Source organism: Vibrio sp. V38_P2S17PM301, assembly GCF_009904845.1.
Taxonomy (GTDB): Bacteria; Pseudomonadota; Gammaproteobacteria; order Enterobacterales; family Vibrionaceae; genus Vibrio; species Vibrio proteolyticus.
This window is the reverse complement of the sequence record NZ_WXWO01000082.1, coordinates 39,033-51,387: the sequence shown is the minus strand read 5'-3', so window position 1 is coordinate 51,387 and position 12,355 is coordinate 39,033. Positions and strand designations below refer to the sequence as shown.

Below are 12,355 nucleotides of genomic sequence, written 5' to 3'. Positions count from 1 at the left end.
GAGACTTCTGATTCAAAAAACCGAGCGATGAGCTCGGTTTTTTTATACCTGAAGAAAATAACTATTTACTTTCTATGCATATTTTGATGAATTAACCGTTCGTTTTATCGATATCAAGGAGCGATATCATGTCTTTAGATACCTGGTTGCTGTATCTGGTTGCCGTATTGATACTGACGGCGTCTCCCGGGCCAAGTTCGTTATTGTGCCTGACCCGCGGTGCGTTATACGGTTGGCGAATCGGTGTATACACGGCTTTGGGAAGCTTGTCGGCGATCACCATGATTCTCACCTTGTCATTTACTGGGTTGGGCGTGCTGATTACGTCGTCAGAATTGGCTTTCAACCTGATTAAGTGGTGCGGTGCGGCTTATTTGATCTACCTCGGTTACCAGTCGCTAACCTCAACGCAGCGCGACTACACGGCAGGAGAGTCACAATATTCGGATGGTGGGAGGCGTGGATTCGTCAAACATTATGTCGCTGGCTTCATCGTTGGGGCCAGTAATCCCAAAGCGATCTTGTTTTTCACGGCCTTATTCCCCCAGTTTATCAATCCAGACGCCCCGTTAATTAGCCAATACGCGATTTTTGCCGCGACGTTTATGTCGTTGGAGATGAGCTGGTTGGCTGGATACGCTTATGCAGGCGCCAAATCGTCTGGTTGGTTGTTTGTCAGCGGGCGTGCCAGGTTATTTAACCGATTGACTGGTAGCGTATTTATTGGCGCAGGGACGTTATTATCGATGAGCAGCAGAGCATAAAACAAAGCGCCTCTTGAGGCGCTTTGTTGTCATTGGCTTAGTCTTTAGAAGGTTAGACTTCCTGGCTGATGCTGCCATAGTGCAGCATCGGCGTGGCTTCAATGTCTTCTGCATTCATCATCGACGAGATGCGTTGAACAGAGGAAAGTAGCAAACTCTGTTCCCACTCTTCCAGTTGTTGGAATTTGTTGATAAAGCTCTGCTGCAGAGGCAAAGGCGCTTTGTCCAGCAACGCTTCACCCGCTTCAGTCAGGTGAGCATGTACCTTACGCTTATCGGTCACACTGCGAATACGCTGAACATAGCCGTTTCGCTCCAGACGATCGAGAATCGTCGTCGCAGTCGCCTGGCTCATGTTGGTGTGACTGGACAGCTGTTTGATGGTCACATCACCCAGCTCTTTGATTGAACGCATCAGAATAAGCTGCGGGGCAGTGAGACCCGATTCTTTGCTCAGTTTCTTCGAATGCAGATCAATGGCGCGAATGATTTGACGTAGCGATACCAGAACTTCTTCGTGTTTTTCCAACTTGTTTAACCTGAATGTTTGAGTGTATTTAATGATGAAGATTTCAGGCGAAAATACCTGAACTTTCCTAGTATTTAAAGCAGAAAATGCTCAATAGTTTGATTCGATCTCTGAGAAAGATTTTTAAGAAGAGTAAGAAATATTAGTGCACAAAGTAATTCTTATGTTGCGCGCCTGATGTTCTGATGGTTTTCTGTTCGCTTGAATTTCATATTATTGAATTTTTGCTTTCATTTTAAACGATAAGTGGAAAGTGAGTAGAATTTCAGTAGAATGTCAGGGCTTGTTGAAACGAGCTTTATTGTTATGAGTACAAACTAAATGCTTCGGCTGGATACGAAGATGGTTCGGAGTTTATAGGAATAGAGCTCGAAGGAAAGAGAAAGAGGGGACAATGACGAAAGGTATTGATAAGTACAGTATCGACAGTACCGACTATACAGTTGGTCAGGATAATGTACAGAAGTGGGGTTTTGACGTCCATAACCCGGTATTTGGTGTAAGTGCTGGCCTGATCGCTCTCTTTATTGTGGCAGCTTTGGTGCTTGATGCTCACACAGCGAAAACCGCATTGGATGGCTTGAAATGGAGCATCATTGGTGCGTTCGACTGGCTGTTTATTTGGTCGGGAAACATTTTCGTGATTTTTTGTTTGGCGCTGGTGGTATCGCCATTTGGTAAAATTCGTTTGGGTGGTAAAGATGCCACGGCAGACTTTTCCTTTATCTCCTGGCTGTCAATGTTATTTGCCGCGGGGATGGGGATTGGCCTGATGTTCTGGAGTGTCGCTGAACCGGTTGCTTATTACACGGGCTGGTATGAAACGCCGTTGAATGTGGCACCGAACACACCGGAAGCTGCCAAAATGGCGTTGGGTGCGACGATGTTCCATTGGGGATTGCACCCTTGGGCCATTTACGGTGTTGTGGCACTGTCACTGGCATTTTTTGCCTACAACAAAGGTTTGCCGCTGTCGATTCGCTCGATCTTCTATCCGTTGCTGGGCGATCGCGCCTGGGGATGGGCTGGTCACGTTGTGGACATTCTGGCGGTATTAGCGACGCTGTTTGGTCTAGCGACATCGCTGGGTCTGGGTGCGCAGCAAGCCGCCAGCGGTATCCACCATGTGTTTGGTGTGGAATCGGGGCTGGGCCTTCAGATTATCGTGATCATCGCGGTCACGGCGCTTGCTACGTATTCCGTCATTCGTGGCCTGGAAGGCGGGGTGAAGCTGATCAGTAACATCAATATGATCGTGGCATTTTTGCTGCTGATTATGGTAGCGCTGATTGGTTACGCCATCACGTTTGGCTCGATCCCAACCACTTTTATGGCCTACGTAGAAAACATCATTCCGCTGAGTAACCCTCATGGCCGGACGGATGAAGCCTGGTTCCAGGGTTGGACAGTATTCTACTGGGCTTGGTGGATTTCTTGGTCACCATTTGTCGGCATGTTCATTGCGCGAGTCTCTAAAGGTCGTACAGTACGTGAATTCATCACTGCGGTTTTGATCGTTCCAACCTTGGTGACGCTGGTATGGATGTCTGTATTTGGCGGTATGGCAATTGAACAGGTGGTGGACAAAGTAGGCCAGCTAGGCTCGGAAGGTCTGACGGACGTATCACTGGCGATGTTTGAAATGTTCGACGTTCTGCCTATGGGTAAAGTGCTGTCGACCATCGCTGTGGTTCTGGTGCTGGTGTTCTTCATCACCTCGTCTGACTCTGGCTCTCTGGTGATTGATAGCATCACGGCCGGCGGTAAGGTGGATGCGCCTGTTCTGCAACGTATTTTCTGGGCTGTGATGGAAGGTGCAGTGGCCGCCGTTCTGCTGTGGATTGGTGGTACGGAGGCCATTCAGGCATTACAGGCCGGCGCGATTTCAACCGCGTTGCCGTTTACCATTGTGTTACTGCTCATGTGTGTCAGCCTGGTTATGGGGATGCGCACGGAGCGACAGCAATAAACACTGTGTCGCATTCAGGAAAGGGGCCATTGGCCCCTTTTTTTATTGCTTACGTTTTTGAATCGCTTGATTAGAGCAGGAAATCTTTGAGCGGTTGCTCTTTACTGTAATGGTGTGCAATTTGCGCCTGCAGTAACTCTGCGGTGGCAATCGCGTCGATCAGCGCGTGATGGGGAGTATACAGCGGCAGTCCATAACGGGAGCGACTTTGACCCAGACGTACCGACTGAGGTTTTTTGCCTTTCAGCCGATTAAGCAGACCACCGAACTGTTTCTTTTGAATTGTGCTTTCCAGTTCCATCGTGTCTACAACTGGAAATTCAATCCCTTCGCCGATGCGCGCCCGTAGCGCCGAGTCAAAAAACATCCGTTCAATCGGGTTGTAATGCACCACCGTGATTTTGCCGGCCATCTGCTCCAGCACTTCTTGGTATATCTCACTCAAATCGGGTGCATCGAGAATATCACTGTGAGTGATGCCGTGAATCACAATCGACTCTTCAGGCAACTGTTTGCTGGGGCGGACGGTCCAGTGCCTGGCTTTATTGACGAAGATCCGGTTCAGGGTAAACGGCACCGTCCCAATGGTAATGATGTCATCTTCTTTGGCATTTAAGCCGGTTGTTTCGAAATCCATCGCCAGAAATACCACATCTTCCATTGGGGTAGATGCTGGAGGCACTGCCTGACCATAGAATGCCAGCAGTGCCGGATCCTGAATCAGTTGTTGCTTCTGACGAAACTTGTTTTCCCAGTCAACCAGCGGGCTGGATACACTTCTTGTCAACATGGCGTTACCTTATTTAAAGCTTTTGCCGGCCTGATAACGGAACTTGAGGAAGTTCTGTGCGTTACTCAGGATCTGGAAGGCGTCTTTGAGGTTACGGCGCTCGAAATCGGACAGGTGCTCTGGCTCAATATTGTTGTCGGGCTCAATGTTGTTTTCGACATCGTAGGCTTGGTGACGAATTCGCACCATAGAGATGAATTCCAGTGCGTCTCGCAAATCTTCTGCTTTGCCTTTTGGCAGAATACCTGCGTCGATGATGTCATCCAGACGTTCAAAGGAGTTTTGTGAACGGGAGCCAACCGCCAGAGCGTGCACCCGGATCAAATCTGCCAGTGGCGCTGTACCGCGACGTTTAAGGTTGATCGAGTTATTGTGACGACCGTCTTTTTCCATCACAAAGTCTTTGAAGAAACCCAGAGGCGGCGTGCGGTTCAGCGCGTTGCGTGCCAGACAGGCCAGGAAGCGGTTATTTCTTCGTGCTCGACGCACAATAAAGCCGTTGAGTTGTTCTGCCCACTTCAAGCGGCCATAGACGCCATCCAGGTCAAAGAAAATAGAGGCGTTGAGCAGCGCTTTCGGGTTCGGGTTATCAATCCAGTCAGCAAAACACTCTTCCCACTCGCGGCGGGTCATCCGCCACGTTGGGTTAGTCGCCATGATGTCCCCGGTACAGTAGCTGTAGCCACATTTCGCCAGTCCGTCGCACACGAATGTCGCCAGCTCAGCAAAATAGGCGTCATGTTTGTCTTTGTCGAAACTGTCATCAAGGATAATGGCGTTATCCTGGTCGGTGACTATCAGTTGTTCGTCGCGACCCATAGAGCCCAGGGCGAGAAAACAGTATGGCACCGGAGGCTGACCAAACTGCTCTTCCGCCAACTCAAGAATACGCTGTTTGAAGCTGCGACCAATCACTGACATGGCACTGCCGACCATGTGAGAGTTGGCATCTTCGTTGACTAATCTGACAAAGCTGTCTTTGACCTGTTCTGACAGCGAAGCGAGGTCGTCTATTGTCTGCTGCTGGAAGATACTGCTGACCAGCAGCAGTGAGTTCTGTGATTCATAGCGGACGATGTCTGTGGCTTCGATGACACCAATCGGCTTTTTATCTTTGAGTACCGGCAGGTGATGCACGTTGTAACGCAGCATGGTTAGCATGGCTTCATAGACATAGGCGTTGTGATCAAGCGAAATGACTTCGGTGGTCATCACAGAAGCCACCTCATCCTGCGGATCCAGACCCGCTGCCAGAACTCGCGTACACAAGTCTCGGTCGGTAATGATACCGAGCAGGGAAGAGCTGTCATCTTCATCATCCTCTAACACTTCGGTGTCGATGATCAGCAATGACGACACATTCTCTTCAGCCATTTTGATCGCGGCGTTCTGTATGGTTTCGTTTTTCTGTACGAATGGCGCTTCACCGCTGAGCAAGGTACGCACTTTGGACGTGGTTAAGTCGTTTTGTTCGTTGCTGCTAGAGATCGCCTGACGCAAACGGGCGTTATCCTGCACCTCGACAAAATCCGCGAAGCTGTCGTGATTTTCATACAGGTCCTGGAAGATGTCTTCGGGGATGCAATAGAGCAAAGTATCTTCAGTGGCTTTGGCGGGAAAACGCACTTTGTTATTGGTCAGCAGACCCATTTGACCGAACAGCGCCCCTTGATCCAGGCGGTTATACAGTTCGCCCTTACGTCGGTAAACTTCCACGACGCCACTACGCACCACATACAAGTCATGAATTTGATCACCGAAGTGGATGATGGGCGTATCTTCACGGAAGTAAGAGATTTCAACATGTCGCGCGACATGTTGCAGAACCTCTTCCGGCAGTTCGTTAAAAGGAGGGTGTTGCGAAAGAAAATTTTGAATTTCAAGCAGTTCTGCTTCCATCATGCACTCCATTAGGGTGTTTTCATAGATACTACATGAAGAGGGTAAATATCTCTAATTGCGACGGTATTTTGTCGGAAATTAAATGACAGAGTAGTGTTAATTTATTGTCATGTGACAATAAAATGTCAAAATAAAATTGTTTAAAAACATGTGGTTATAAATTTTAAAAAAACTATCAATACTGCGTGCACATAATATAAAATCTGGTTAATATTCGCACTTCTATCTGTTCCTAAAAATAACGTAATGCCAATGAAAATTTCACTGAAACAAAAGCTGATTGGCGCCAGCCTGTCAGCGGTCGTTGCTATGGCAACGGCACTAACCTGGCTGTCGGCGGACCAACTTTTTGAACAAACCCGTAATGGCGTGTACGCCCGTGCCGAAAGTCTTGCCACCGCAGCTTCTTCCGGTATCTCTGACTGGGTTAACATCCGTAAGAGTATTTCCACTGCTTTCAACGATTACTCGCAAGAAATGGATGTTGTTCCTTATCTGCAACAGGCGCGGAAAGCGGGTGGCTTCGATGACATCTTTTTTGGGACGCCGGCTGGCGAGATGTACCGCTCTCATCCTGAACGTAATCGTGCCGATTACGATCCTCGTACGCGTCCTTGGTACAAAGACGCGCAAGCGGCAGGCAAGCAAATCATTACTACGGCCTACCAGGATGCGATCACCAATGCATTGTTGGTGACCATCGCTGAGCCAGTACGTAAAAACGGCCAGTTTGTCGGTGTTGTTGGTGCGGATGTACTGATTGATCAGTTGATCAATGATGTGATCAGCCTGGATGCCGGCGACAATGCATTCGCTATGTTGATTGACAAGCAGAACGGCACTTTCCTGGCCCACCCGGATAAATCCCTGATCCTTAAGCCCGTGAACACCATTGCCAAATCACTTACGATGAGTTCGATTGAAGATGCTGCGAATGCAAAGCGCATCGATGACATCACAGTGAGAGGTCAGGATAAACTGCTGTACTTCAAGAATATTCCGGGTACGGACTGGGTATTCGCGATCCAAATGGACAAATCCACAGAAGAAGCGGCGCACGCACAGCTCCTTCGTGGCCTGATCATTACCGCCGTGATCATCACTATCATCGTGATTGCTCTTGTTTCCTGGTTGGTGAGCTTCCTGTTCCGTGATCTGGGCCGGGTGTCTGTTGCGTTGGAAGAGATTGCATCTGGTGAAGGTGACCTGACTCAACGTTTGGAACCACGCAGTGATGATGAAGTTGGCCAATTGGCGCAAAACTTCAACGTGTTTGTGGGTAACATGCACACCATGGTCTCGAAGCTGAGCCACGTTTCAGCGGCTCTGTCTGAACAAGCGAAGCAAACCGCATCGCACGCCGAAGAGCGTAGCACCCGCATTCGCACGCAGCAGGATGAAATCAATATGGTCGCCACCGCGATCAATGAGATGGCTGCTGCGACACAAGAAATCGCAGGCAACGCGGACAACACAGCGCAAAGCTCAACTGAAGCCGTTACCGCTTCTAAGCATGGCGCCGAGCAAGTGAATCAGACTCAAGGTTCTATCCAGAATCTGGCAGAAGAAGTTCAGGTTGCAACGGAAGTGATTAAAGAGCTGGAAGTGCACGGCAACAGCATCAATACTATTTTGTCGACCATTCAGGACATCGCGGAGCAAACCAACCTGTTGGCACTGAATGCGGCGATCGAAGCGGCACGTGCGGGTGAGCAGGGGCGGGGTTTTGCTGTGGTAGCTGACGAGGTTCGTGTTCTGAGCCAACGTACGCATGCCTCAACACAAGAGATCCAGCAGATGATTGAAACGCTGCAGGGCACAACGGCGAAAGCGGTCGGCATTATGGATGACAGTCGTATGCTGGCGACCACCAGTGTTGATGACGCGAATCTGGCAGCAGCAAGTCTGACTCAGATTCAATCCGCTGTGGAGAGCATCAGCGATATGGCCACTCAGATTGCATCGGCCGCTGAAGAGCAAGCGTCGGTCACGTCGGAGATTACTCGTAACACAGTCGGTATCCGTGACGTGTCGAATGAGCTGGCAGACGAAGCGCATGAAGCCGCGTCTCAGGCTGCGCAGCTTTCTGAGCTGTCTTACGAGCTGGAACAAGAAATCAGCCGCTTCAAGCTGTAACTCCTCTCGACCAAAACAAAAACGCCAGTCTCAGACTGGCGTTTTTTTATCAGTGTCCGTTAGAATAACGAACGTCATTCATGCACGGGCGTTCTCAGTCGATCAGGCCATAAGACTGGCTCAGAACATCAATGATTTCCTGTTTCGGATTTGCGCTGAGGTGAACCGGTTGCCCAGTGATTTTCTCTGCAATGCCTGTGTAGGTGCGTGAGATCGCCATCAGAGCGTCTTGCGGCAGTTCATTGTCGTGCGCCAATGCTTCACGCTCTGGCATGCGATCTTTATTCAACAGGATATCCGGGTCTGGGAAGTAGTTGAGCAGAAACTGACGGAAGTCTTCTTTTGAGTTTTCGACTATCTCGCCATTCTGATACGCTTTCGCATCCCAAATTCGGGAGGAATCTGGTGTGCCAACTTCGTCCATGTAAATCAGCTTCTCCTGACCGGAAGCATCAGTTACATAGCCGAATTCAAATTTGGTATCAACAAAGATCTGACCCACGTTAGCCAGTGCTTCACTGATCACACCGAAACCGTCTTTAAGCAAGGTTTCATACTGAGTGATATCCGCCGCCGAGGTGAAGTTAAACGCAGCGAAATTGTCTTCTATATTCTGACGAGTGATGTTGACATCATCCGCTTCTGGAACGCCCGGAATGCCGCTCAGAATACCTTTAGTCGATGGTGTGATCAGCAATTCAGGCAATGGTTTGTCTTTCTCGAGCCCCTCCGGTAGTTGAATACCACAGAACTCGCGTTCGCCTTTGGCGTACGCACGCCACATGGAGCCTGTGATGTACTTGCGGCAAATGGCTTCAATTTTGATCGGTTTCGCTTTTTGAACGATCCAAACAAAAGGGTGAGGGATATCCAAAATATGGCTGTCGGCCAATCCATGCTGTTGGAAAAGTTTAAACCAGTGATTGGAGATCGCATTTAATGCGGCGCCTTTACCCGGTACTCCTTTCAAACCACCTTCGCCTTTCCAGATACAGTCAAAAGCGGAAATCCGGTCGCTGATCACCATGATCGCCAGCGGCGCATCCGGGGCGACATTATAGCCTTTTTCTTGAATTAGACGTTTGCTGTCCTCTTCGGTCAGCCAGTAGACGGAGCGGACTTTACCGCTATGAACCGGTAGGTGGGTACGAATGGGAAGATCGTCGTTTACGGCGAGAACTTGATCGGCAAGGCTCATTGAGACATTCCTATCTAGAGTTAAGAAGCATACAGTCGATGATTTGAGCTTCGATGCTCTGGCTCAAAACACCAGTTCGACAGGCATCATACCAGAACTATTTCTGGCTTCCAGATAAAAGCAAACGTTTGCCTTAAAATATCATGCCACCGACTGAGATCAAAAATAGACATAATAGATAGAAAAAAGCCTCCTTACAGGCGGAGGCGCAAAGACAGTCAAAAGCATGGCAGTGGGTATCACACATCGCTGTCGATTCGTTGAACTTGTTAATGGTACTGTTTGGTTCTGCCTTCAACGAAAAAAACTTCACAGTGATGCACACGACCAAAGTCTTTCAACAGGTGCTGATTGACCACATCAATTTGATTCGATGCCACAACGGCACTGGCATTGCCTGATTTGATCGCTTTTATCACGATCTCCAGTTCAGACTGAGATCGGGAAGGCTTCATCTGAATGATTTTGTTGCAGCTGACGTTAGACGCTGCAAATTGCTTGTAATCCGGACGAGGACACTCGGCGGTAAACAAAATCCATTGACCCTGAGATGATAAACCTGCCAGACGTTGCAGGGCTTCCCGAGGGATCTTCATCGGTTCAGTCGGTTGCGCCAATACATTGTATTTAGAAAATGAAGCTGAGTGTGTATGTGCCTGAAACATAACTTAACTGTCCTTATATACATGCTGTATGTGTATACAGTAGTTTTAAATAAGGAACTGATCAAGTGGTTTTTGTGTAGGGGATAGGGATAGTCGACTGGATAAATGAGAGTTTTCTTAGCCAACTATATGTAAAATAAAGATTATTTATTGGTTTCGGTGCGGGGTTTAACATTGGAAAAGTATGATGATTTGTGACCGGATATACAGTTTTGTCTTGTGCCGATGTCAGAAAAGTACTGTATACAGTAGTGAGTGTGACCTTGGGGAAGAAGGATGAGACGAAGGAAAAGTCAATAAGCGCCAACGGGCGCTTATTATCGGGTTGTTAACGTGGCTGAATTTGCTGACGTTCTCTGTGCTGAAGCTCTGCGAGGTTAAACTGGCGTACATCCAGTGAAGCTAGGTCATTGCAATTTTTGCATGAGTGGTGTGCTTTGCCGTCAATGTACTCGTGCTTTGCCAGCAAGTTTGGCTTTTTGCACCAGTCGCAGATTCCTTCAATAGTAAACATAGTCTCTCCCACCTGTGTTGAGTTAGGTGTCATTTTCGGCGGCGATTATGACATAGTTGCCTAACACGAGTTAACTATTTGTTACTCAGAGTGCGAGAGGGATCGTTTGCGTCAGTCCTTTTGATTTCGGGCTGTGTGAAACTTAATCACTTGGCTTTTTTTAGATGTGTAACTATTTATTAACAACTTTAAGTACCGTTTTCAACGCACTGTTGAGGCGCTTCATCTCTTCCTCACTGCCTTTTGAGTCGGGATGATATAGCCGGGACAACTGCTTATAACGTAGCTTGATCTTTCTATTGTCGAGTTTGTCGTCAACGGTGAATCCAAGCATCGCAAATGCTGTGGCCGTTGTGGCGTCTTCTGGTCTCGAAGGGGAGACGTTAGCCTGAGGTGGGTTTTGTGCAAACTTAAGCTGCCTGAACAAGATTTGCAGCTGTTTTTTGAGTTTCAGTAACTCGGCGTCTTTGTCCTCAATCTGACGCATTAACGTTTCACCTTCCACTACGTCATACTCATTTTCCGCTCGTTGTTTGCCTAGTCGGAAAGCGGCGTAGAGCAATACGGTTAACAGCAGCATGCCAGCGGGAATGAGATAAATCTGAGATAACCACTTGAAAGGAGAGGAAAGGGGCTGATCGTCAGAAAGTTGGTTGAGTGCCTTGAATTGATCAAGTTGCTTGGCGCGCTGTCGGTTAAACCTGATTTCCAGTAATCGGGAGTAGGCACTTTCTGCATCGGCGCTGCGTTGTGCGGCAAGTTGATACCAGCCCAGTGCGATGTCCGTTGCGTGCTTGCTTTCAAACCACTGGCCAAGCTCGTATTGGGCGTCAACGTCCCCCTGGGTGGCCGCACGATTCAGCCAAAACATGCCTTCGGCAACGTCTTGCTCGACACCGCGACCATCCAGATAAGCGTGTCCCAATCTGGCCTGCGCGGTCAGGTTACCGTTGTCTGCACTGCGTTGTAACCAATAGAAGGCATCACTGGCTTTTTCGCCAGGCGTGGTTTGGTAGTAGTGAGCCAGTTCTAACTGAGCGGCAGGGTCGTTGCGTTTTGCCTGATCCAGCAAACTGGGTGCTGGCCCGGCAACGGAAAATGCAGAAAAAAGAACCAGGAAAGGGAGTAACGGCTTCACCATCGGATTGCTTCCATCAATAACAAAGGACTCAGTATTGCTACTGAGTCCCGAATGTTACTATTTTAGCGGAAGAATTTGAATTTCCACTCGGCGGTTGCATGCGCGACCTTCAGATGTGCCGTTGGTACAGATAGGATTACGTTCGCCGTAACCACGTGCGATGGCACGGCCAGACGCTACACCCTGAGACAAGAGGTAAGAACGCACAGATTCAGCGCGACGTTCAGACAGTGACTGGTTGTAGGTGTCACTACCCGTGTTGTCCGTGTAACCGCTGATCACCAGGCTGGTATCCGGATATTCGACCAGGATTCGGGCTACGCCGGTCAAAGTGTTATGGATGCTGCTGTTCAGTTGGTATGAGTTGGTATCAAAACCAATGCCGTTTTGCATACGCAGCACCAATTGGTTTTCACCGACACGCTGAACCTGAACACCCGAGTTTAAAAGTTGTTTACGTAGCGCCGCTTCCTGTTGGTCGAAGTAGTAACCTACGCCACCACCAACCGCAGCGCCACCAGCTGCACCCCACAGGGCATGCTGACGACGTTCTTTGGCATCGTCACCTGTAGCCAGACCTACTGCCGCACCTGCCAGCGCTCCCCAAAGAGCCCCTTTTGTTGCAGAGTTGGTTTCGGTTTCGCCAGTTGTGGCATCCTGACGCTGAGTAGCCTGACAGCCGGACAGGATGACTGCAACGGCAAGAGCAAGCGTTAATTTTTTCACCGTAATCTCTCCGTGTGTTTT

Annotated in this window: 11 protein-coding genes; 3 read left to right on the top strand and 8 right to left on the bottom strand. The window is 48.9% G+C overall.

All coding sequences use genetic code 11. The features are described from left to right. Window positions 1-128 precede the first annotated feature (128 nt). Window positions 129-764 carry a LysE family translocator gene (locus tag CAG64_RS17655; RefSeq protein ID WP_161488966.1) on the top strand — a complete coding sequence of 212 codons (636 nt, stop codon included), beginning with the start codon at window positions 129-131 and terminating at the stop codon, window positions 762-764. A gap of 52 nt (window positions 765-816) precedes the next feature. Here the strand turns inward: CAG64_RS17655 and CAG64_RS17650 are convergent, their stop codons facing one another. Beyond that, window positions 817-1,293, bottom strand: coding sequence for a MarR family winged helix-turn-helix transcriptional regulator (locus CAG64_RS17650; RefSeq protein WP_021705458.1), 477 nt, complete (start codon window positions 1,291-1,293; stop codon window positions 817-819). Window positions 1,294-1,687: 394 nt separating this feature from the next. On the opposite strand from CAG64_RS17650, the gene CAG64_RS17645 reads away from it, so the two are divergent. Next, complete coding sequence (locus tag CAG64_RS17645) at window positions 1,688-3,262, top strand: BCCT family transporter (RefSeq protein ID WP_021705459.1); 1,575 nt, start codon at window positions 1,688-1,690, stop codon at window positions 3,260-3,262. 70 nt (window positions 3,263-3,332) lie between these two features. Here CAG64_RS17645 and CAG64_RS17640 read toward each other — a convergent pair whose 3' ends face one another. Together CAG64_RS17640 and CAG64_RS17635 are read right to left on the bottom strand one after the other, a co-directional pair. Continuing rightward, on the bottom strand, window positions 3,333-4,052 hold the full coding sequence (locus tag CAG64_RS17640) for a 3'-5' exonuclease (protein WP_161454733.1): 720 nt from the start codon (window positions 4,050-4,052) through the stop codon (window positions 3,333-3,335). Window positions 4,053-4,061: 9 nt separating this feature from the next. Then, window positions 4,062-5,951, bottom strand: a complete 1,890-nt coding sequence (locus CAG64_RS17635) for a DUF294 nucleotidyltransferase-like domain-containing protein (protein ID WP_161454736.1) — start codon at window positions 5,949-5,951, stop codon at window positions 4,062-4,064. A gap of 255 nt (window positions 5,952-6,206) precedes the next feature. Here CAG64_RS17635 and CAG64_RS17630 point away from each other — a divergent pair, with 255 nt between their 5' ends. Further along, a complete protein-coding gene (locus tag CAG64_RS17630; RefSeq protein ID WP_161454732.1) occupies window positions 6,207-8,090 on the top strand; it encodes a methyl-accepting chemotaxis protein in 1,884 nt (627 codons plus the stop codon). 94 nt (window positions 8,091-8,184) lie between these two features. Here the strand turns inward: CAG64_RS17630 and CAG64_RS17625 are convergent, their stop codons facing one another. The 5 genes from CAG64_RS17625 to CAG64_RS17605 all read right to left on the bottom strand — a co-directional run bounded on the left by CAG64_RS17625 (window position 8,185) and on the right by CAG64_RS17605 (window position 12,334). Next, window positions 8,185-9,288, bottom strand: coding sequence for a phosphoribosylaminoimidazolesuccinocarboxamide synthase (locus CAG64_RS17625; RefSeq protein ID WP_161457679.1), 1,104 nt, complete (start codon window positions 9,286-9,288; stop codon window positions 8,185-8,187). Window positions 9,289-9,557: 269 nt separating this feature from the next. Continuing rightward, window positions 9,558-9,953: a SulA-like leucine-rich domain-containing protein gene (locus CAG64_RS17620; RefSeq protein ID WP_161454730.1), complete on the bottom strand. Its 396-nt coding sequence runs from the start codon at window positions 9,951-9,953 to the stop codon at window positions 9,558-9,560. Window positions 9,954-10,281: 328 nt separating this feature from the next. Next, window positions 10,282-10,467 (bottom strand): hypothetical protein, encoded by a 186-nt coding sequence (locus tag CAG64_RS17615; RefSeq protein WP_161454729.1) that lies wholly within the window; start codon window positions 10,465-10,467, stop codon window positions 10,282-10,284. A 172-nt stretch (window positions 10,468-10,639) separates the two neighbouring features. Further along, window positions 10,640-11,608: a tetratricopeptide repeat protein gene (locus CAG64_RS17610; protein ID WP_161454728.1), complete on the bottom strand. Its 969-nt coding sequence runs from the start codon at window positions 11,606-11,608 to the stop codon at window positions 10,640-10,642. Window positions 11,609-11,665: 57 nt separating this feature from the next. Then, window positions 11,666-12,334: an OmpA family protein gene (locus CAG64_RS17605; RefSeq protein WP_021705467.1), complete on the bottom strand. Its 669-nt coding sequence runs from the start codon at window positions 12,332-12,334 to the stop codon at window positions 11,666-11,668. Window positions 12,335-12,355 lie beyond the last annotated feature (21 nt).

Excerpts from the sequence above, each read along its gene's own strand:
- CAG64_RS17655 (WP_161488966.1), top strand. The coding sequence starts at position 129 with ATGTCTTTAGATACCTGGTTGCTGTATCTGGTTGCCGTATTGATACTG.
- CAG64_RS17645 (WP_021705459.1), top strand. The coding sequence starts at position 1,688 with ATGACGAAAGGTATTGATAAGTACAGTATCGACAGTACCGACTATACA.
- CAG64_RS17640 (WP_161454733.1), bottom strand. The coding sequence starts at position 4,052 with ATGTTGACAAGAAGTGTATCCAGCCCGCTGGTTGACTGGGAAAACAAG.
- CAG64_RS17635 (WP_161454736.1), bottom strand. The coding sequence starts at position 5,951 with ATGGAAGCAGAACTGCTTGAAATTCAAAATTTTCTTTCGCAACACCCT.
- CAG64_RS17630 (WP_161454732.1), top strand. The coding sequence starts at position 6,207 with ATGAAAATTTCACTGAAACAAAAGCTGATTGGCGCCAGCCTGTCAGCG.
- CAG64_RS17625 (WP_161457679.1), bottom strand. The coding sequence starts at position 9,288 with ATGAGCCTTGCCGATCAAGTTCTCGCCGTAAACGACGATCTTCCCATT.
- CAG64_RS17620 (WP_161454730.1), bottom strand. The coding sequence starts at position 9,953 with ATGTTTCAGGCACATACACACTCAGCTTCATTTTCTAAATACAATGTA.
- CAG64_RS17615 (WP_161454729.1), bottom strand. The coding sequence starts at position 10,467 with ATGTTTACTATTGAAGGAATCTGCGACTGGTGCAAAAAGCCAAACTTG.
- CAG64_RS17610 (WP_161454728.1), bottom strand. The coding sequence starts at position 11,608 with ATGGTGAAGCCGTTACTCCCTTTCCTGGTTCTTTTTTCTGCATTTTCC.